The sequence below is a fragment of the Nocardia sp. IFM 10818 genome, from assembly GCF_054655275.1.
The window spans coordinates 6,801,051-6,820,281 of the sequence record NZ_BAAHJH010000001.1 but is presented as its reverse complement, the minus strand read 5'-3'; the positions used below and the strand labels follow the sequence as shown (position 1 = coordinate 6,820,281).

Genomic DNA, 19,231 nt, shown 5'->3' with positions numbered 1-19,231 from the left:
AGCTGTTGGTGCCATCGGGTTTTCGGTGTGCCTACGAGGCGCGTGGCACACCGGTCAGATGATGCCCCGCTTGAGGCGCCGCCGCTCGCGCTCCGACAGTCCGCCCCAGATGCCGAAGCGTTCGTCGTTGGCGAGGGCGTATTCGAGGCATTCGTCGCGGACCTCGCAGCCCATGCAGATCCGCTTGGCCTCGCGGGTGGAACCGCCCTTCTCCGGGAAGAACGCCTCCGGATCGGTCTGGGCGCACAGCGCCCGTTCCTGCCACTGCTCGGCCTCGGTCATCCGACCACCACGCGAAAAGCTGTCGAACACTTCGTCATTGCCCCCGGTGACGATCAGACTCAGGCGCGGGGGCTCGGGCTGGTACTGGGCTCGTGCCCACTGGCCGCCCCCCTGCCGCATCGTCATCGGTTCACCCCCCTCGTTTCCGTTCCATCCGTCGGCGCAGAAGCCAGGTGCTGCGCCAGTTGTGGACTCGGATTGCGATACACCGCCCGGAATGCCTGACGGGGCCAGCTCATCGGCCATCGCTCCGCCTCCTCACTGTGTGTTAGCGCAGAATGATTTTTCCGCCGGAACCGATCACACCGACGGCCCAACACCGCGGCGTAGTCCCGCGGCCATCCCCGAGCTGTTCGCCACTCCGATGATGCGAACGCGTGTTCGAAAAGCCGTCCGCGCCTTGAGCTCTCGCGCGGACCCGGAATGACATGCCTGTGATTAGACACGCCGGGCGCGGTGATGGTCAAGCTGCCGAAGCTATTCCGTTACCATCTCGGACCCCCTTCGGCGGGGTTCCCGCAGATCAAACAGCAAATTGTCAGCAAATGGACTGTTGAAAGTTTGCGCGCTCGCAACGCATAGGCTGTGCGGATGTGACTCGAGAACAAGCGGAGACCGCGCCCGGCACCGGACTGCGGATCGCGGTACTGGTCGGTGGAGTCGGCGGCGCGCGGTTCCTGCAGGGCGTGCGTGAACTGGTCCCCGGCGCGGACGTGACGGCCATCGTGAACGTGGGCGACGACGTCTGGATGCACGGCCTGCGCATCTGCCCTGACCTGGACACCTGCATGTACACGCTGGGCGGCGGCATCGACACCGAACGCGGCTGGGGCCATGCGAACGAGACCTGGAACGCCAAGGAGGAGCTGGCGAAATACAAGGCTCAGCCCGATTGGTTCGGGCTGGGTGATCGCGATATCGCCACGCATCTCATCCGCAGTGAAATGTTGCGTCAGGGATACCCGCTCTCCGCGGTCACCGAGGCGCTCTGCAACCGCTGGCAACCCGGTGTGAAACTGCTTCCGGCAACCGACGACAGATGTGAAACACATGTTGTTATCGGAGACCCGGAGAACCCTGGCGAACGACGCGCGATCCATTTCCAGGAGTGGTGGGTCCGGTACCGGGCGAACGTCGAGACCCATGGATTCGTGACTATTGGGGCGGATGCTGCAAAACCGGCGCCAGGTGTGACGGAAATCATAGATTCGGTCGACGTCGTCCTGCTGGCCCCGTCGAACCCGGTCGTGAGCATCGGCGCGATCCTGTCCGTGCCCGGAATCCGGGGCGCGCTGCGCACCTCCGGCGCCAAGGTGATCGGCCTGTCTCCGGTCATCGGCGGAAAGCCCTTGCGCGGCATGGCCGATGAATGCCTGTCCGTGATCGGGGTGGAGACCACCGCGGAGGCCGTCGGCAACTACTACGGCGCGCGCTCGGCTACCGGCATCCTGGACGGTTGGCTTGTGCACAGCACGGATACCGCCGATGTGCCCGGCGTCGAGGTGCGCAGCGTCCCGCTGCTCATGAGCGATCCCGCCGCCACCGCCGAGATGGTTCGGGAAGCCCTCGACATCGGGGGCGTGAAACCATAAGCGCTACACCACTTCATCGCGGGAGGGACGCGTGACCACAGAATCGAGCCCGCTGGGCGATCATGCCGCGGGCGGCGAATTGCGCATTCTGCCCATCCTCGGCCTGCCCGAGTTCCGGCCCGGCGACGATCTCGCCGAACACATTGCGGCACAGGCGCCTTGGCTGCGGGACGGCGACGTGCTGGTGGTGACCAGCAAGATCGTCTCCAAGGTCGAGGGCCGCATCGTGGCCGCGCCCGTCGATCCGGACGAGCGCGACGCCGCGCGCCGGGAACTGGTGGCGCGGGAGGCGGTGCGGGTGCTGGCCCGCAAGAACCGCACCCTCATCACCGAGAACCGGCTGGGCATCGTGCAGGCCGCCTCGGGCGTGGACGGGTCCAATGTGGACAAGGGCGAACTGGTGCTGCTGCCGGTCGATCCGGACGCCAGCGCCAAGGCGCTGCGCGCCGCCCTGGCCGAACGGCTCGGGGTGCGGGTGGCCGTGGTCGTCACCGACACCATGGGCCGGGCCTGGCGGGCCGGGCAGATCGACGCCGCCATCGGCTCCTCCGGGCTGCGGGTGCTGCACGACTACGAGGGCGCGGTGGACGGGCAGGGCAATGAACTGCACGTCACCCTGGTCGCCATCGCCGACGAACTGGCCGCCGCCGCGGACCTGGTGAAGGGCAAGCTCGGCGGCGTCCCGATCGCGGTGGTGCGCGGGCTGGAATACGACGACGACGGCTCCACCGCGGCCGATATCCCGCGCCGGGGCGTGGACGACCTGTTCTGGCTGGGCACCGAGGAATCCATCCAGCTGGGCCGCGATCAGGCCGTCCTGATGCGCCGCTCGGTGCGCCAATTCGCCGACACCCCGGTCGAACCCGACATCATCCGGGCCGCGGTCGGGGCCGCGCTCACCGCGCCGGCCCCGCATCACACCCGCCCGGTGCGCTTCGTCTGGCTGCGCAAGCGCGGGCTGCGCGATCAGCTGCTGGAGGCCATGGCGGAGAAGTGGCGGGCGGATCTCACCGCCGACGGCCGCAGCCCGGAGAGCGTGGAACGGCGGGTCGCGCGCGGCCGCATCCTCTTCGACGCCCCCGAGGTGATCATTCCGTTCTGCGTTCCCGATGGCGCGCACGACTATCCGGACGAGCGCCGCCGCGCGGCCGAGCACACCATGTTCACCGTGGCCGTCGGCGCGGCGGTGCAGGGGCTGCTGGTCTCGCTGGCGGTCAAGGGCGTGGGCAGCTGCTGGATCGGGTCCACCATCTTCGCGCCCGAGGTGACCCGGGACGTGCTCGGCCTCGAAGCCGACTGGACGCCCTTGGGCGCCATTGCCATCGGCTACCCGACCGAGGAACTCACACCGCGCGAGATTCGCGAATCGGGCATTGGGCTGGTGGAGCTGTGAGCGCCGAATCGCTGCACAAGTCCGCCACCGAACTGCTCGAAACCTGGTCCCCGGCAACGGGTCCGGAGCAGTCCCTGCGCGAGGCCATGCTGGCCTTCCTGGGCTCCGCCCCGCGCGGCTGCCTGCGCGAGCACGCCCCCGGGCACATCACCGCCTCGGCCATCGTGCTCTCCCACGACGAGCGCGAGGTCCTGCTGACCCTGCACCCGCGCGTGGGTCGCTGGATCCAATTGGGCGGGCACTGCGAGGAATTCGATGACACGGTCGCCGCGGCGGCCTTCCGGGAGGCCACCGAGGAATCGGGCATCGACGGCTTGGTTCTCGAACCGGGCCTCTATGGCGCTCAGGCGCACCCCATCACCTGCTCGCTCGGCGTCCCCACTCGCCACCTGGATCTGCTCTTCAAGATCAAGGCTCCGAAAGGTGCTGTCCCCGTCCGCAGTTCGGAATCCGACGACCTGCGCTGGTGGCCGCTGGACGCGCTGCCCGCCGATGCCGACGTGCTGCTGTTCTGAGATCCGGTAGAGATTCCACCCCGCCGTGCCCGTGTTAGAGTCCGGTCTGTACACGTTCTCAGGGCGGGGTGGAATTCCCCACCGGCGGTAATGGCGTCCGGACCGATCCGGAGCGCACGAGCCCGCGAGCGCCGCACATCCACGGATGTGCGGGTCGAGCAGATCCCGGTGTGATTCCGGAGCCGACGGTCACAGTCCGGATGAAAGAGAACGCGACACGGTGCAGTCCGGTCGTACGCGGCCGGTCCTGTTCGCGTCGCCATGCCCTGGGTGACATAGCGAACAGGAGAAGATCTCATGTCACCCAATCGAATCGCCCTCATCGCCGCGCGCTGGCACGCCGATATCGTCGACCAGGCGGTGCAAGCCTGCCGGATCACCCTCGCCGGCAACGGCTATCGCGACGTCGATGTCATCGAGGTCCCCGGCGCCTTCGAAATCCCGCTGCGCGCCAAGCGCCTGGCCGCCAGCGGCGAATACGCCGCCATCGCCGGCTGCGCACTGGTCGTGGACGGCGGCATCTACCGGCACGACTTCGTGGCGGCGACCGTCGTGGACGCGCTCATGCGCGTCCAGCTCGACACCGATGTGCCCGTCTTCTCGGCGGTGCTGACCCCGCACCACTTCCACGAGCACGAGGAACACCAGACGTACTTCGGCCGGCACTTCGCGGTCAAGGGCGAACAACTCGGTAGCGCCATCGTGGCCACACTGGGTCTCGACGTCACCGTCTGACGAAGACACTCGGGCCGGTCACTATCGTGACCGGCCCGACACTCCGCCGGGCATTGACAACGCAGGCCAGTGGCTCGATTCACGGTACGCGACCACTACACCGAGACCGGTGCACCGTCCCAGCTTCTGGCTGGCCGTGGGTGTGCTTATCGTCGGCGCCGCCGCCATAGGCCTCGCCGGGCATTCGTGGCAGATCTCCCTCCTGCGCATCGTGCTCGCCGGCGCGCTGGGTTCACAGCCATCTTGGCGGAACGTAGCTGGGCGCAACGGCACTACCGGCGCGGAAGCCGTATTCGTCCCGTCCGTCTCCCACTTCGAGAGTGGCGAAGTCCCGGCCGAACTCGTCCGAGCCGCCGATGTGATCACCGTGGACGACCGGCACACCTATGCGAGGTGGTCGACGGGCGAGCTGCCGGAACTCGGTGCGATGAACTCCGTACCCGATCGGTAGCGGTCTCACGCGGATGGGTTTTCCGAAGGAGGTCAGGTCGGTCACGTAGGTGACCGACCTGACTTCTATGCCCTACAGGATCTTCCGCTCAGGCAGCCGACCCGTGGGCGACACCCCGCGCCCAGCTGGTCATGCGATCACCGGGAACTGGTGGCGGCATTCGTCGAGAAGGGTCCGCCACCAGTTCCCGGTCGATGGTGTTTCGCATCGAGCTCACCGAGCGGATGGAAACCGCCGCCGCGCAAAGGGGTTGCGCGGCGGCGGTCGTATGGTCCCGGCCCGGGGGTTCAAGCCGAAACCAAGTTCTTCTCCCCCTTGTCGATGGCAGGGGATTCGACTGGGTGGTCGTCGACCATGGTCGTCTCGTCGAAGGGGATCTCCTTGTCGAGCACGGCGCGGACCCGGGTGGGGTCGATGGTCTTGGTCCAGGTGCCGATCAGCAGGGTGGCGACGGCATTACCGGAGAAGTTGGTGAGGGCGCGGGCCTCGGACATGAATCGGTCGATGCCGACGATCAGGCCGACGCCATCGAGCAGGTCCGGGCGGTGGCTCTGCAATCCGCCCGCGAGCGTGGCCAATCCGGCGCCGGTGACGCCGGCCGCGCCCTTGGAGGCCAGGATCATGAACAGCAGCAGGCTGAACTGCTCGGCCAGGGTCAGCGGATTGCCCATGGCATCGGCCACGAACAGGGTCGCCATGGTCAGGTAGATGGCGGTGCCGTCCAGATTGAACGAATAGCCGGTCGGGACGACCACACCCACGGTGGTGCGCTCCACGCCCACGTGCTCCATCTTGGCGATCAGGCGGGGCAGCGCCGATTCCGAGGACGAGGTGGCGACGATGAGCAGGTATTCGCGGGCCAGGTAGCGGCACAGCTTGAAGATCGAGACGCCGGAGACCGCGCGCAGCAGCACGCCGAGGATGCCGAAGACGAACACGATGCAGGTGAGATAGAAGGCCACCATCAACAGGGCCAGCTGCTTCACCGCGTCGAGTCCGGTGCGGGCCACCACATTCGCGATGGCGCCGAAGGCGCCGATGGGGGCCAGCCACAGGATCATGGTGAGCACGCGGAACACCAGCTTCTGCAGCAGCGCGACACCGCGCAGCAGCGGCTCGCCGGTCTTGCCCATGGCCTGGATGGCGAAGCCGACCAGCAGGGCCACGAACAGGGTCTGCAGCACCTTGCCGGCGGTCAGCGAGGAGAACAGCGTGGTGGGAACGATCTCCTTGATGAAGTCCCAGGTGCCGCCCGCGCCCTCGGCGTCCTTCACGTACTTGGCGGCGTCCTTGGCGTGCGCGGCCACATCCAGTCCGGTGCCGGGCTGGATGAGATTGCCGACCACCAGGCCGATGCCCAGCGCCGCGGTGGACATCGCCAGGAAGTAGGCGATGGCCATGCCGCCGACCCGGCCGACGCTGGCGGCCGCGCGCACCGAGCCGATGCCGAGCACGATGGTGCAGAAGATGACCGGCGAGATCATCATCTTGATCAGATTCACGAACAGCGTGCCGAGCTCGCCCACCTGCTTGCCGAAGCCGGGCGCGAGCCAGCCGGCCAGAATGCCCGCCAGCACCGCGACGATGACCGCCAGGTAGAGCCAGTGCGTGCGGTCGCGCTTCTTCGGGGTAGGTTGCGCGGGCTCGTCGTGCCGCTCTGCTGTCGTCGTATCACTCATCAGGGAATTGCCCTCCGGGTACTGCCGTGAGCCCGCTCACGTGGTTGTGAAGAATGATGGTTTGCCCAGTGATGCAGGTCACTGTTTCGTAAGTTTTGTTCACGGAGAGGAACGGTTCGGACGCGGTCGTGCACGGAGGCGAAGTGATAGGACGGAGAACGCGGGCCCGCCGCACCCTGGCCGGGCAGGTGTTCGTGGTCCAGCTGGTGGTGCTGGCGGCGGTCATCGCCGCGGGCACCGCGCTGGCGGTGGTGCAGGCGCGGCGGGCACAGGACGACGCCACCCGGGTGCAGGTCACCGATATCGCGGTGACGGTGGCCGAATCGCCGTTCACCATCGCCGCGGTGCAGGGTCCGGATCCGACCGGGCAGCTGCAGCCGGTGACCGAGCGCACCCGCAAATCGACCGAGGTCGATTTCATCGTGGTCATGGCCCCGGACCGGACGCGCTACACCCACACCGATCCCTCGCGCATCGGGCATCCGTTCAGCGGCACCATCGATCGCGCGCTGGCGGGCGAGACCTTCACCGAAACCTTCACCGGGACACTGGGTCCCTCCATTCGCGCGGTCACGCCCGTGCGCGACGAGGCGGGCGAGATCATCGCGCTGGTATCGGTGGGGGTGACCCGCGCGCACATCGGCGATCAGGTGCGCGATCAGCTGCCCAGCATCCTGACCATCGCCGCCGCCGGGCTGGCATTGCTGACGCTGGCCTCGTTCCTGTTGCGCCGCAGGCTGCTACGGCAGACGCACGGCATGGGTCCGCGGGAGCTGCGGGCCCTGTACGAGCATCACGACGCCGTGCTGCATTCGGTGCACGAGGGGCTGATCGTCTTCGACCGGACCGGTGAGCGGGCCGAAGTCGTCAACGATCAGGCCCGGCTGCTGCTCGAATTACCCGAGGGCAAGGTGACGCGCGCGGATCTGCCGGTCTCCTTGCAGCGCTTGGGAACCGGGGTGGTGCGCGACGAGATGCACGTGACCTCCGACCGGGTCCTGGTGGTGAACCAGGACCTGGTGGAGCACGACGGCCGCCACATCGGCACCGTGCTCACCCTGCGCGACCACACCGAATTACGGGATGTGCTGGGCGAATTGGATTCGGTGCGCGGGTTCGCGGAATCGCTGCGCGCCCAGGCGCACGAGGCCGCCAATCGCCTGCACACCGTGGTCACCATGGTGGAGTTGGGCCGCGCCAAGGAGGCGGTGAACTTCGCCACCGCGGAACTCGAATTGTCCCAGGCCCTCATCGACCGGCTCACCGGCGCGGTGGCCGAGCCCGCGGTGGTGGCCCTGCTGCTGGGCAAGGTGGAGCAGGCCGCCGAATACGGTGTGGAGCTGACCGTCACCGGCGACACCCTGCTGGATTCCACCGATCCGCTGACCGCGCACGAAATGGTGACGTTGCTGGGCAATCTCATCGACAACGCGCTGGAGGCCGTCGGCCACGACGAGGATGCCTGGGTGGAAGTGACCGTGCGACGGGAGGATCAGGACCTGTACGTGAAGGTGGCCGACAGCGGCCCGGGAATGTCGGAGGAAGTATTCGAGCAGGCCACCGAGCGCGGCTACTCCACCAAGACCGACCACCACGGGCTGGGACTGGCCCTGGTGCGGCGGCTGGTGGCGCGGCACGGCGGGGAGCTACGGGCGCAGCGCGAGCCGGAATCGGCGGTGCTGGTGCGGTTTCCGCGACGCGGGGTGGATCCGGCATGATCCGCGTCTTGATCGTGGAGGACGAGCCGCTCATCGCCGAGGCGCATCGCTCCTACCTGAACCGGCTGAGCGGTTTCGACGTGCGGGCCGTGGTGCACACCGGGCGCGAGGCCATCGCGGCGGCGAAAAGGTCACAGGAATCCGGCGAACCCGTCGATCTGGTGTTGATGGACATTGGTTTACCGGATATGAGCGGTCTTGCGGTCGCAGCGGCGCTGGCGGGATTGCGGCCGCGCCCCGATGTCATCGCGGTGACCTCCGCGCGCGATCTGGCCATGGTGCGCGCCGCCGTCGCGCACGGCGTGGTGCTGTATCTGCTGAAGCCGTTCACGTTTTCGGCATTCCGGGAGAAGCTCGAGCGCTATCTCGAGTACCGCGCGGCGCTGCCGGCGGGCGAGGCGGCGGTCTCGCAGCAGGACATCGACCGCGCCTTCGGCGCCTTGCGCACCCCCGAGCAGCGGGCGAGCACCCCGAAAGGCATTGCGCCGCAGACGATGGAGGAGGTCTCGCGCGCCGTGCGATCGGCCGCCGCCGGACTGTCCGCCGGTGAAGTCGGGCGAGTCGTCGGCGTTTCGCGGGTTACCGCGTGGCGATACCTGGAACGTCTCGCCGAAGACGGTGTGGTGGATCGCCGGACCGACTACGGTCGCACGGGGCGGCCACAGGTTCGTTATACGTGGTTGCACTGAGCTCGGATTCACCAGCCGTTTGCCCGTGAGGTGCGGTGACGCGGGTCACATGGCTAGTTGCCCGAGCAGGTCCTACCGATGATGTAACAGTTGCCACCCTCGAGCGACGAACGGTGTCGTAACAAGCCTAGGGTTTGTATATATCTAGCTTCGAAGTTCTGAGGTTTCTAATTAGCGGGGCGAACGTGCAAATGGTTGGCAAACGGTCGGGTTCGCCGGACCCGAAACGCCACCTGTGGGTGTTGGGGCTGATCGCCCCGGGGGCTGCGCTGTTGCCCTCGCAGCTGGTCCTGCGGACCGGCTCCGAGGTCTTCTGGTGGATCGGGCCGATCCTGGTGCTGATCGTCATTCCGGTGCTGGACTGGGTCATCGGCGAGGACGGCAGCAACCCCCGCGACGAGGACTACGAACTGCTCTCCAACGACCGGTACTACCGGTGGTGCACCTACCTGTTCCTGCCCATCCAGATGGTCGGGCTGTGGATCGCCGCCTGGATGTGGGCCGGCGACGACCTCTCGGTCGTCGACAAACTGGGCCTGGCCGCCACCCTGGGCTTCGTCAGCGGCATCGGCATCAATGCCGCCCACGAACTCGGCCACCGCGTCGAGAGCCTGGAGCGCTGGCTGTCGAAAATCGCACTGGCGCAATCGGGCTACGGCCACTTCTTCGTGGAGCACAATCGCGGCCACCACGCCCGCGTCGCCACCCCCGAGGATCCGGCCAGCGCCCGCATGGGCGAATCCCTCTGGGAATTCCTGCCCCGCAGCGTCATCGGCGGCTTCCGCTCCGCCATCCACCTGGAGGGCGAGCGCCTGCACCGAAAGGGCAAGCGCTGGTGGAGTATCCACAATCACATTCTGCAGGCGTGGAGCATGACTCTGGTCCTGTTCGGCGCGCTGCTGCTCGCCTACGGTCCCGCCATCCTCCCGTACCTGTTCCTGCAGGCCGCGATCGGCGCCGCCCTCCTCGAAACCGTCAACTACGTCGAGCATTACGGCCTGCTGCGCCGCCGTCGCCCCAATGGCAACTGGGCCCGCTGCTCGCCCCGCGACAGCTGGAACAGCGACCGCCTGGTCACCAATATCTTCCTGTTCCACCTGCAGCGGCACAGCGACCACCACGCCAATCCGGGACGCCGGTACCAGACCCTGCGCACGTCGGAAGAGGCCCCGCAACTCCCGGCCGGCTACGCCACCATGATCGTGCTCGCGCTGATCCCGCCGCTGTGGCGCTACGTCATGGACCCGCGCCTGCTCGCCCACTACGACGGTGACGTCCGCCGCGCCAATATCCAGCCCCGCAAGCGCGAACGGATCCTCGTCCGCCACGGGGTGGCGGCGTAGGCGACAACTGATTTCGCGAGGGCCGGGTTACTCGTCGGGGACGCCCGAAATAGGTTTCGGCTCCCGACCGCTGGCACGCGTGCCCAAGGTGCAGCGCATCTCAGCCGTGCGCTGATGTCGCGGAGAGGCGGAGCAGCTAGCCTTTCCAGGGGAAGCAGCCGACCAGGAGAGGCAGATGACGACCGCAGTGTCCAGCAATATGACGCCTGACGTCCGCAACGGGATCGATTACAAGGTGGCGGACCTGTCACTGGCCGAGTTCGGCCGCAAGGAGATTCGCCTTGCCGAGCACGAGATGCCCGGGCTCATGGCCCTGCGTCGCGAGTACCACGAGGTGCAGCCGCTCAAGGGCGCGCGCATCTCCGGGTCGCTGCACATGACCGTGCAGACCGCCGTGCTCATCGAGACCCTGGTCTCGCTCGGCGCCGAGGTCCGCTGGGCCTCCTGCAATATCTTCTCCACCCAGGATCACGCCGCCGCGGCCATCGTGGTCGGCCCGCACGGCACCGTCGAGGAGCCCAAGGGCGTCCCGGTGTTCGCGTGGAAGGGCGAGACCCTGGAGGAGTACTGGTGGGCCGCCGAGCAGATGCTCACCTGGCCGGGCGAGCCCGCGAACATGATCCTCGACGACGGCGGTGACGCCACCATGCTGGTGCTGCGCGGCGCCCAGTTCGAGAAGGCCGGCGTGGTGCCGCCCGAGGACGAGACCCACTCGGCCGAGTACAAGGTGTTCCTGAACCTGCTGCGCGCCAGCCTGGAAGCCGATAAGGGCAAGTGGGGCAAGATCGCCGAATCGGTGCAGGGCGTCACCGAGGAGACCACCACCGGCGTGCTGCGGCTCTACCAGTTCGCGGCCGCGGGTGAGCTGACCTTCCCGGCCATCAATGTCAACGACTCGGTCACCAAGTCCAAGTTCGACAACAAGTACGGCACCCGCCACTCCCTGGTCGACGGCATCAACCGCGGCACCGACGTCCTCATCGGCGGCAAGAAGGTGCTCATCTGCGGTTACGGCGATGTCGGCAAGGGCTGCGCGGAATCGCTCAAGGGCCAGGGCGCGCGCATCCAGGTCACCGAGATCGACCCCATCAACGCCCTGCAGGCGCTCATGGACGGCTTCGACGTGGTCACCGTGGAATCCGCCATCGGTGACGCCGACATCGTGGTCACCGCGACCGGCAACAAGGACATCATCACCCTCGATCACATGAAGGCGATGAAGGACCAGGCCATCCTGGGCAATATCGGCCACTTCGACAATGAGATCGACATGGCCGCCCTGGAGCGCTCCGATGCCGAGCGCCTGAACATCAAGCCGCAGGTCGACCTGTGGACGTTCAAGTCCGGCAAGTCCATCATCGTGCTGTCCGAGGGCCGCCTGCTGAACCTGGGCAATGCCACCGGCCACCCGTCGTTCGTCATGTCGAACAGCTTCTCCAACCAGGTCATCGCCCAGATCGAGCTGTGGACCAAGCCCGACGAGTACGACAACGAGGTGTACCGCCTCCCGAAGCACCTGGACGAGAAGGTCGCTCGCATCCACGTCGAGGCGCTGGGCGGCGAGCTGACCAAGCTCACCAAGGACCAGGCCGAGTACATCGGCGTGGACGTCGAGGGCCCGTACAAGCCGGAGCACTACCGCTACTGACCGGAAGAGCCTGGAAGGCATCGAGGTCCGGCCGGTCACCTGGGTGACCGGCCGGACCTCGTTATTCTGGACGGCGGCAGGATCGTCCGACCAGAACTAATCTGGAACCATCCAGCCGCACCAGGAAGTAAAGGAGTACGCCGGTGCATCTCGTCGATATCCCTGTGCGCCCCGGCAATCTGCGGGAAGCGGCCGAAGCCATCGAGCGGAGCACCGGTATGAAGGTGCAGATCATCGGAGGGACGCTGGTGATGTCACCGACCCCCCGTGGCAAGCATGCGGGAACCATCCTCGAGATGAAGGATCAGATCGACCCGACCATTCGACCGGCCTTGCGCGCGTTCGAGAATTCCTCGATCCTCATGCCCGGCAGTGCCGACGACTATTCCACACCCGACCTGACGGTACTGCCGAAGGAATGGGCTGCTGACGACGAATGGCTCGCCGACCCTGCCGATGTCGCTCTCGCCATAGAGGTGATCTCAACATCCGAACGTGCGAAGACGATTCTGGACAAGACGAACTGGTATGCGGCAGCCGGTGTGACCACCCTGCTGAACATCGACCCGCGCAATGGCAATTGGACCCTGTACACGCGACCGCGTGAAGGTGAGTATCAGGGCGTCCTGAACGGCAAGTACGGCGACGACATTCCGCTCCCACCGCCATTGCCCACCCTGAAGACCGCAGGACTGCCCATCTACAGCTGACGTGGCAGCGGGCGGGTACCCCGAGCACGGCTGATCTCGCCCGGGCATTCAGTTGCCTCGGTCGCGCCTCGGTCGATGAGCTCGATGTGAAGCACCGTCGACCGGGAACTGGTGGCGGACTCTTCTCGGCGGATGCCGCCACCAGTTCCCGGTGATCGCATGACCAACTGCGACGGGGTGTGTCGCGTGGTCGGGCTGGGCGGAAGGGACTACTTGTTGTAGGGCTTCGGGAGGGGGTAGCCCTTCTCTTCCATGACCTCTCGCGCCCGGTTGGGGTAGTCGGTGATGATGCCGTCGACGCCCTGGTCGAGGACGAGGGCGATGGTCTCCTTGTTGTTGACCGTCCAGGGGATCACCTTGATGCCCATGTCGTGGGCTTTGCCGATGTATTCGCTGGTGGTGGTGAGCTTGAAGCCGGGATCGCCCACCTTCGCGTCGCTGTCCCAGGGGTTCACGTAGCTGGGGGACGAGATGTCCGCGCCCAGAGCCTTGATCGCGCCCAGCGGATCGTCCGGGTGGTCCTCGTAGCGGATCGGTTGCAGCCAGGGGCTGTTCGGCTTGAAGGTGGAGTCGTCGTACAGCGCCACCGTGGGGATGGCGGGGTTCTTGGCCTTCACCAGGGGCAGGCTGCGCCAGTCGAAGCTCTGGATCTCGATCTTGTCGGTGGCTCCGGCAGCGCTGACAGCGCCCAGGATGACGTCGACGAATTCCTCGGGTGTGGCCGACTGGTCCGGGTTTTCGGCCTCGAGCTTGGTCTCGATGTTGTAGCGCAGGCTCTCGAAGGCGCCCGGGTAGGTCTTCACCAGCTCGAACAGCTCCGGCAACCGGGCGATCCTGTTGCCCGGAAGCTCCTGCGCCTCAGGGAAGTCCGCGAGCTTCTTGCCACAGTCGAGGGTGTGGATCTGGTCGTAGGTCAGCTCGTGCACGAGCTTGCCGACATACGGGTACTGCGGGTCATCCGGGAAGGCCGGGGCGGTGTCGGTGCACTTCTGCTCCTGGATCTTCGGGTCGTGCCAGATGATCGGGACATTGTCCTTGGTCAGCACGATGTCGAGTTCGAGCGTGGTGACGCCGAGTTCGATGGCCTTGGCGAAGCCGGGCAGCGATTCCTCGATGGTCATGCCGCGCCCGCCGCGATGCGCCTGCAGGTCGAACGGGCGGGCGGGATCGGCCGATGCGGTGGCGGTGGCCGAGGTCGAACCCTTGTCGTCCGAGCTATTGCCACAGGCGGTCATACCGAGGGCGGCAACCGCGACGCCGGCGAGGGCGATTGTCCTTCTGACGTGCTGGGAACTCCGGTGGGAGAAGGTCATGGCCGGGACTATAGCAATCCGAAGGCAAATTCAAGTGGGGCGAATCGGGCGCACAAACTTGCCAAGCGCGCTGGTCAGGTAGTCTCGCGGGCATGGGTGCGCTGGTGGTGCTGGAAGGGCTCGACGGTGCGGGTAAACGCACGCTGACCGAGGCCGTCCTCGCCGTGCTGCGCGCTCGCGGACTGCGGGTCGCGACGCTGGCCTTCCCGCGCTACGGCCGTTCGGTGCACGCCGACCTCGCCGCCGAGGCGCTGCGCGGTCAGCACGGCGACCTGGCCGCCTCGGTGAATGCCATGGCGCTGCTGTTCGCCCTCGACCGGGCCGACGCGCGCGACGAGCTGTCGAAATTGCTGGCGGACAACGACATCGTGCTACTGGACCGTTACGTCGCCTCGAACGCCGCCTACAACGCGGCGCGGCTGCATCAGCATGCGACCGGTGAAATCGCGGCCTGGGTAGCGGAATTGGAGTTCGGCCGTTTCGGGCTGCCTGTCCCGGATGTCCAGATTTACCTGGATGTCCCGGTTGATGTGGCGGAGGAGCGGGCCCGGCTGCGCGGCGAAGCGGACGAAACGCGCGCCCTGGACGCCTATGAGAAAGACGGTGGACTACAGCGGCGGACCGGTGAGGTCTACCGTGAACTCGCCGAAACCGGCTGGCACGGACCGTGGTGGGTGCATCGGAGCGGTGACGATCCGGCAACACTCGCAGTTCGGATGGCGGAAATTGTTGCTGGATAGGGTTGGATGTGCGCCGACAGGTCACGAGTGTTGGCGTGGCGGCCTGATTGGAGCCGGAGAGGTGACAACATAGTCTTATGAAACCCAAGATTCTGGTCGTCGACGACGATATGGCTCTCGCAGAGATGCTCACGATCGTCTTGCGCGGCGAGGGCTTCGACCCCCACGTCGTCGGCGACGGCACGCAGGCGCTGACTGCGGTCCGGGAGCTGCGCCCGGACCTGGTCTTGCTGGATCTCATGCTGCCCGGCATGAACGGCATCGACGTGTGCCGGGTGCTGCGAGCCGATTCGGGAGTGCCCATCGTGATGCTGACGGCGAAGACCGATACGGTCGACGTCGTCCTGGGTTTGGAATCCGGCGCCGACGATTACATCGTCAAGCCGTTCAAGCCGAAGGAACTGGTCGCTCGGGTGCGGGCCCGCCTGCGCCGCACCGAGGAGGAGCCGCAGGAACTGCTCTCCATCGCGGATATCGTCATCGACGTGCCGGCGCACAAGGTGACCCGCGGCGGACAGCAGATCTCGCTGACTCCCTTGGAGTTCGATCTGCTGGTGGCGCTGGCCCGCAAGCCGCGTCAGGTGTTCACCCGTGAGGTGCTGCTCGAACAGGTCTGGGGATACCGGCACGCCGCCGACACCCGCCTGGTCAATGTGCACGTGCAGCGGTTACGCGCCAAGGTGGAGAAGGATCCCGAGAACCCGGAGATCGTGCTGACCGTGCGAGGTGTTGGCTACAAGGCCGGACCGCCGTGATCGCTGGCTCCAGAAACCGCGTTCAGCGGTTGCTGGCGGTAGTGGTGGCCTGGTTTCGCAATGTAGGTGAGCAGCTGGGCCACGTCTGGCGACGTTCGCTGCAGTTGCGCGTCGTCGTGTCCACCCTGACGCTGTCGCTGATCGTGATCACGATTCTCGGAGTCGTGCTCACCGGTCAGATCACCGACCGGCTGCTGGACGCGAAGATCAATGCGGCCGTCGAGGAGATGACCCGCGCCCGCAATACCGTGCAGGCCACCCTGACCGGCGTGCACGATTCGAGTACTCAGCTGGCTCGCCTGGAGGATGCCCGCCGCGCCCTGACCGGGGGCGGCGGCTCCCAATCCGGCGGCGCCGCAGGCAGTTACGACTCCGCGCTGGCCATGGTCGGCGATTCGCAGGCCGAGCTGACCGCCGGGCCGATCCAGGAAATCCCGCCGGAGCTGCGGCATTTCGTGCAGGAGCGGCAGGTCAGCTATCAGTTCGCCACGGTCTCCGATCCCAATGGCTACCGCGGCTCCGCGCTCATCATCGGCAGCCCGGCCGCCGATATCCCGACGCTGGAGATCTACCTGATCTTCCCGCTCACCGCCGAACAGCGCAGCCTCGGGCTCATGCGCGGCACCATGCTCATCGGCGGCATCGTGCTGCTGGTGCTGCTGGCCGCCATCACCGCGCTGGTGACGCGACAGGTGGTGCTGCCCATCCGTTCCGCGGCGCGCATCGCGAGCCGGTTCGCCGACGGGCGGCTCAAGGAGCGCATGCTGGTGCGCGGCGAGGACGATATGGCGCGACTGGCCATGTCGTTCAACGAGATGGCCGAGAGCCTGTCGAATCAGATCACCCAGCTCGAGGAGTTCGGAAATCTGCAGCGGCGCTTCACCTCCGATGTGAGCCACGAATTGCGCACGCCGCTGACGACCGTGCGCATGGCGGCCGATCTCATCCACGGCTCCAGTGACGACCTGGATCCCGCGCTGGCGCGCTCGGCCGAACTGCTCGTCAATGAGCTCGACCGGTTCGAGGGCCTGCTCAACGATCTGCTCGAGATCAGCCGGCACGACGCGGGTGTGGCCGAGCTGCAAGTGGAATCGCTGGATGTGCGCATGTGCGCGCGGGCGGCGGTCTCCACGGTGCGGCACCTGGCCAAGGAATCCGGCGTCGAGCTGGTGGTGGACATGCCCGAGGAACCCCTTGTCGCGGAAGTGGATCCGCGGCGCGTGGAGCGGGTGCTGCGCAATCTGCTCGCCAATGCCATCGACCACAGCGAGGGCAAGCCGGTGCTCATGCGCATGCGCGGCGACGCCGACGCCAATGCGGTCGCCATCGTGGTGCGCGATCAGGGCGTGGGCCTGCGGCCCGGCGAGGAGAAGCTGGTCTTCAACCGGTTCTGGCGCTCGGACCCGTCTCGCATGCGCCGCTCCGGCGGCACCGGCCTGGGCCTGTCCATCAGCGTCGAGGACGCCAACCTGCACGAGGGCAAACTGGAGGCCTGGGGCGAGGTCGGCATCGGCGCCAGCTTCCGGCTGACCCTGCCGCTGGTGCGCGGCCGCAAGCTCGGCCTCAGCCCGCTGCCCCTGGAACCGCCCAAGGTGCGCGGCGCGGTGGTGGCCGAACAGCCGGCCATCGAGGCCGCGCCCGCCGCCGCCGACGGTGCGGGCGCCGAGACCGCCACCTTCGTGGAGTTCGAATCCACGCCCGCCACACCCGATTCCGCGCCCGGCGCCGCGGCCTCGGGAGCGAACGGGGAAGGGCCCGCACCGGACAGAGACACTCCCGACGACAGCGTGCTCGCCGACCCAGGGGACGGAAAGCCATGAGGATGAGGTCCTTACGACTGGCAACGGCGCTGGTCGTAATCGGATGCTTGGTGTTGCCGACCGGGTGCGCCAGCCTGCCGGATTCGTCCGCGCCGCAGGCGCTCGGCACCCTGGACCGGCAGCCGACCTCCGCCGACCCGGCCCCGCCCATCACCGGGCGGGAGCCGGATCGGTTGCTGCAGGACTTCTTCCAGGCCACCGCCGATCCCACCAACCGGCATCAGGCGGCGCGGCAGTATCTCTCGCCGGCGGCCAATGTGCGCTGGGACGACTCGGCCGGCATCACCATCGTGGATACGCCCAATACGCTGCGTGAGTCGCGCACCGACACCACCGCCAGCTATGTGGTGCGTGCCCGCAAGATCGGTGAACTGGTCGCGGACGGCTCCTACCGCGCCACCGAGGGCACCTTCGAAACCAAGATCGAGATGGTCAAGGTGGACGGCGAATGGCGGGTCGACGAACTACCCGGCGGGGTCGTGGTGGAGCAGAGTGCCTTCGGCAAGGCGTACAAGCGCTTCTCGCTGTTCTTCCCCAATGCGGCCGGCAATGCCATGGTTCCGGACCTGCGGTGGGTCTCCGAACGCAAGGACACGCTGACCCAGCGGCTGCTCGGGCTGCTCAGTGAGGGGCCGCAGCCCGCGCTGGGCCCGGCGGTGCGCAATCCCATGGCCGACCCGGTGGCGCTGCGCGGTCCGGTGACCAAGGCCAATGGCGAACCCGCGGGCGTGGGCATCGGCGCGGGCGGGGTGCAGATCGACTTCGCCGGGGCGGCGAACCTGGATCCCAAGGCCAAGGAGCTGCTCGCCGCGCAGGTGGTGCTGACCCTGTCGGGCGCGGAGATCATCGGGCCGTACATGCTCAATGCCGAGGGCAAGCCGCTCGACGAGCGCAAGGCCGTCACCGGGTGGAATCGCTCGGATGTGGAGCAGTTCAGCCCGGAGGTGCTGGCCCGCAACAAGATCGGGCTGCACGCCATTCGCGACGGCGCGCTGGTCAAGGTCGCCGAGTCCGGCATCGTGCCCGCGCCCGGCTTCTTCGGCTCCACCCGCACCCTGCAATCGGTGGCGCTGACCCCGGACGGGAATCTGGTCGCGGCCGTCGCCGACTCCGGGCGGCCCGAACCCGAACCGGCGCGCACCCTCATCATCGGCACCTACGACGGCACCGGATTCCCGGTGGCCACCGGCGGCAGCATCTCGCGGCCGTCCTGGACCGCCGACGGGGGCTCGGTCTGGGCGGTGGTGGACGGGGACAAGGTCATCCGGGCGGTCAACGACCGTGCCACCGGCAATGTGTCGCGCGAGGACGTCGACATCTCCGGGCTGTTCACCTCGCAGGTGGCCGGGGCCGACCCGCCGCGCACGCCCATTACCGAATTGCGCATCTCGCGGACCGGGGCCCGTGCCGCCATCATCGCGGGCGGGCGGATCTACGTGGCCGTGGTGGTGCGGCAGGCCGACGGCAAGTACGCGCTGACCGCGCCGCTGCCCATCGCGCCCGGCCTGAGCACCTCGGTGGTGTCGGTGGACTGGCTCAGCGGCGACACCCTCGTCATCGCCCGCGAGGGCAACGTGGTGCCGGTGCGGACCGTGCAGGTCGACGGCTCCGGGCTGTCCGAACTCACCAGCCGCAACCTGACGCCCCCGGTCCGCCTGGTCAGCGCCTCCCCGGAACACCAGTACGTCGCAGACTCCCGTGCGGTGCTGGAGCTGGCGAGCAATGCCGAAGACGGCGAACGCTATTGGCGCGAGGTGCCGGGGCTGGGCGGGAACGCTGTCCCGGTACTGCCCGGCTGAGCGCCTCCAAATGCCAACGTGACCCACTGATTTCGTGAGATCCGGGTAA

At 67.3% G+C, this 19,231-nt stretch carries 17 protein-coding genes and 1 riboswitch; of the genes, 14 read left to right on the top strand and 3 right to left on the bottom strand.

Annotated elements, in window-relative coordinates:
- Positions 1 to 54: 54 nt before the first annotated feature.
- The gene (locus ACYQ5L_RS31590; RefSeq protein WP_040861059.1) at positions 55 to 282 is read right to left on the bottom strand and encodes a WhiB family transcriptional regulator; all 228 of its coding nucleotides are present in this window, start codon (positions 280 to 282) and stop codon (positions 55 to 57) included.
- A gap of 632 nt (positions 283 to 914) precedes the next feature.
- On the opposite strand from ACYQ5L_RS31590, the gene cofD reads away from it, so the two are divergent.
- From cofD to ACYQ5L_RS31565, 5 genes are all read left to right on the top strand, one after another.
- A complete protein-coding gene (gene cofD / locus ACYQ5L_RS31585) occupies positions 915 to 1,874 on the top strand; it encodes a 2-phospho-L-lactate transferase (RefSeq protein ID WP_459963603.1) in 960 nt (319 codons plus the stop codon).
- A 31-nt stretch (positions 1,875 to 1,905) separates the two neighbouring features.
- The gene (locus ACYQ5L_RS31580; RefSeq protein WP_459961851.1) at positions 1,906 to 3,267 is read left to right on the top strand and encodes a coenzyme F420-0:L-glutamate ligase; all 1,362 of its coding nucleotides are present in this window, start codon (positions 1,906 to 1,908) and stop codon (positions 3,265 to 3,267) included.
- Positions 3,264 to 3,782 carry an NUDIX hydrolase gene (locus ACYQ5L_RS31575; protein WP_459961850.1) on the top strand — a complete coding sequence of 173 codons (519 nt, stop codon included), beginning with the start codon at positions 3,264 to 3,266 and terminating at the stop codon, positions 3,780 to 3,782. The genes ACYQ5L_RS31580 and ACYQ5L_RS31575 overlap by 4 nt, the downstream gene beginning before the upstream one ends.
- Before the next feature lie 50 nt (positions 3,783 to 3,832).
- A riboswitch (FMN riboswitch) is annotated at positions 3,833 to 3,998 on the top strand.
- An 81-nt stretch (positions 3,999 to 4,079) separates the two neighbouring features.
- Complete coding sequence (locus ACYQ5L_RS31570) at positions 4,080 to 4,517, top strand: 6,7-dimethyl-8-ribityllumazine synthase (protein WP_459961849.1); 438 nt, start codon at positions 4,080 to 4,082, stop codon at positions 4,515 to 4,517.
- Between the two features lie 109 nt (positions 4,518 to 4,626).
- Complete coding sequence (locus ACYQ5L_RS31565; protein WP_459961848.1) at positions 4,627 to 4,968, top strand: hypothetical protein; 342 nt, start codon at positions 4,627 to 4,629, stop codon at positions 4,966 to 4,968.
- 287 nt (positions 4,969 to 5,255) lie between these two features.
- Here ACYQ5L_RS31565 and ACYQ5L_RS31560 read toward each other — a convergent pair whose 3' ends face one another.
- On the bottom strand, positions 5,256 to 6,647 hold the full coding sequence (locus ACYQ5L_RS31560; RefSeq protein ID WP_459961847.1) for a cation:dicarboxylate symporter family transporter: 1,392 nt from the start codon (positions 6,645 to 6,647) through the stop codon (positions 5,256 to 5,258).
- Between the two features lie 143 nt (positions 6,648 to 6,790).
- Between ACYQ5L_RS31560 and ACYQ5L_RS31555 the strand changes: the two genes are divergently transcribed.
- The 5 genes from ACYQ5L_RS31555 to ACYQ5L_RS31535 all read left to right on the top strand — a co-directional run bounded on the left by ACYQ5L_RS31555 (position 6,791) and on the right by ACYQ5L_RS31535 (position 12,755).
- A complete protein-coding gene (locus tag ACYQ5L_RS31555) occupies positions 6,791 to 8,365 on the top strand; it encodes a sensor histidine kinase (RefSeq protein ID WP_459961846.1) in 1,575 nt (524 codons plus the stop codon).
- Positions 8,362 to 9,054 carry a response regulator gene (locus ACYQ5L_RS31550; protein ID WP_459961845.1) on the top strand — a complete coding sequence of 231 codons (693 nt, stop codon included), beginning with the start codon at positions 8,362 to 8,364 and terminating at the stop codon, positions 9,052 to 9,054. Before ACYQ5L_RS31555 ends, ACYQ5L_RS31550 begins: the two co-directional genes overlap by 4 nt.
- Positions 9,055 to 9,245: 191 nt before the next feature.
- A complete protein-coding gene (locus tag ACYQ5L_RS31545; protein WP_459961844.1) occupies positions 9,246 to 10,397 on the top strand; it encodes an alkane 1-monooxygenase in 1,152 nt (383 codons plus the stop codon).
- A 175-nt stretch (positions 10,398 to 10,572) separates the two neighbouring features.
- The gene (gene ahcY, locus ACYQ5L_RS31540) at positions 10,573 to 12,045 is read left to right on the top strand and encodes an adenosylhomocysteinase (RefSeq protein ID WP_379200728.1); all 1,473 of its coding nucleotides are present in this window, start codon (positions 10,573 to 10,575) and stop codon (positions 12,043 to 12,045) included.
- A gap of 143 nt (positions 12,046 to 12,188) precedes the next feature.
- A complete protein-coding gene (locus ACYQ5L_RS31535) occupies positions 12,189 to 12,755 on the top strand; it encodes a Uma2 family endonuclease (RefSeq protein ID WP_459961843.1) in 567 nt (188 codons plus the stop codon).
- 209 nt (positions 12,756 to 12,964) lie between these two features.
- Here the strand turns inward: ACYQ5L_RS31535 and ACYQ5L_RS31530 are convergent, their stop codons facing one another.
- Positions 12,965 to 14,068 carry a glycerophosphodiester phosphodiesterase gene (locus tag ACYQ5L_RS31530; RefSeq protein ID WP_459961842.1) on the bottom strand — a complete coding sequence of 368 codons (1,104 nt, stop codon included), beginning with the start codon at positions 14,066 to 14,068 and terminating at the stop codon, positions 12,965 to 12,967.
- A 92-nt stretch (positions 14,069 to 14,160) separates the two neighbouring features.
- Between ACYQ5L_RS31530 and ACYQ5L_RS31525 the strand changes: the two genes are divergently transcribed.
- From ACYQ5L_RS31525 to lpqB, 4 genes are all read left to right on the top strand, one after another.
- A complete protein-coding gene (locus ACYQ5L_RS31525) occupies positions 14,161 to 14,808 on the top strand; it encodes a dTMP kinase (RefSeq protein ID WP_459961841.1) in 648 nt (215 codons plus the stop codon).
- 77 nt (positions 14,809 to 14,885) lie between these two features.
- Positions 14,886 to 15,563: an MtrAB system response regulator MtrA gene (gene mtrA / locus ACYQ5L_RS31520; RefSeq protein WP_029931579.1), complete on the top strand. Its 678-nt coding sequence runs from the start codon at positions 14,886 to 14,888 to the stop codon at positions 15,561 to 15,563.
- A 44-nt stretch (positions 15,564 to 15,607) separates the two neighbouring features.
- Positions 15,608 to 17,383: an MtrAB system histidine kinase MtrB gene (mtrB, locus tag ACYQ5L_RS31515; RefSeq protein WP_459963602.1), complete on the top strand. Its 1,776-nt coding sequence runs from the start codon at positions 15,608 to 15,610 to the stop codon at positions 17,381 to 17,383.
- Entirely contained in the window at positions 17,380 to 19,182 is a 1,803-nt protein-coding gene (lpqB, locus tag ACYQ5L_RS31510; protein WP_459961840.1) for an MtrAB system accessory lipoprotein LpqB, read from the top strand. The genes mtrB and lpqB overlap by 4 nt, the downstream gene beginning before the upstream one ends.
- The last annotated feature ends 49 nt before the right edge of the window (positions 19,183 to 19,231 follow it).

Bases quoted from the DNA above. Each gene is read 5' to 3' on its own strand.
- ACYQ5L_RS31590 (WP_040861059.1), bottom strand. From the start codon at position 282: ATGACCGAGGCCGAGCAGTGGCAGGAACGGGCGCTGTGCGCCCAGACC.
- ACYQ5L_RS31570 (WP_459961849.1), top strand. From the start codon at position 4,080: ATGTCACCCAATCGAATCGCCCTCATCGCCGCGCGCTGGCACGCCGAT.
- ACYQ5L_RS31560 (WP_459961847.1), bottom strand. From the start codon at position 6,647: ATGAGTGATACGACGACAGCAGAGCGGCACGACGAGCCCGCGCAACCT.
- ACYQ5L_RS31550 (WP_459961845.1), top strand. From the start codon at position 8,362: ATGATCCGCGTCTTGATCGTGGAGGACGAGCCGCTCATCGCCGAGGCG.
- ACYQ5L_RS31545 (WP_459961844.1), top strand. From the start codon at position 9,246: ATGGTTGGCAAACGGTCGGGTTCGCCGGACCCGAAACGCCACCTGTGG.
- ahcY (WP_379200728.1), top strand. From the start codon at position 10,573: ATGACGACCGCAGTGTCCAGCAATATGACGCCTGACGTCCGCAACGGG.
- ACYQ5L_RS31530 (WP_459961842.1), bottom strand. From the start codon at position 14,068: ATGACCTTCTCCCACCGGAGTTCCCAGCACGTCAGAAGGACAATCGCC.
- ACYQ5L_RS31525 (WP_459961841.1), top strand. From the start codon at position 14,161: ATGGGTGCGCTGGTGGTGCTGGAAGGGCTCGACGGTGCGGGTAAACGC.
- mtrA (WP_029931579.1), top strand. From the start codon at position 14,886: ATGAAACCCAAGATTCTGGTCGTCGACGACGATATGGCTCTCGCAGAG.
- lpqB (WP_459961840.1), top strand. From the start codon at position 17,380: ATGAGGATGAGGTCCTTACGACTGGCAACGGCGCTGGTCGTAATCGGA.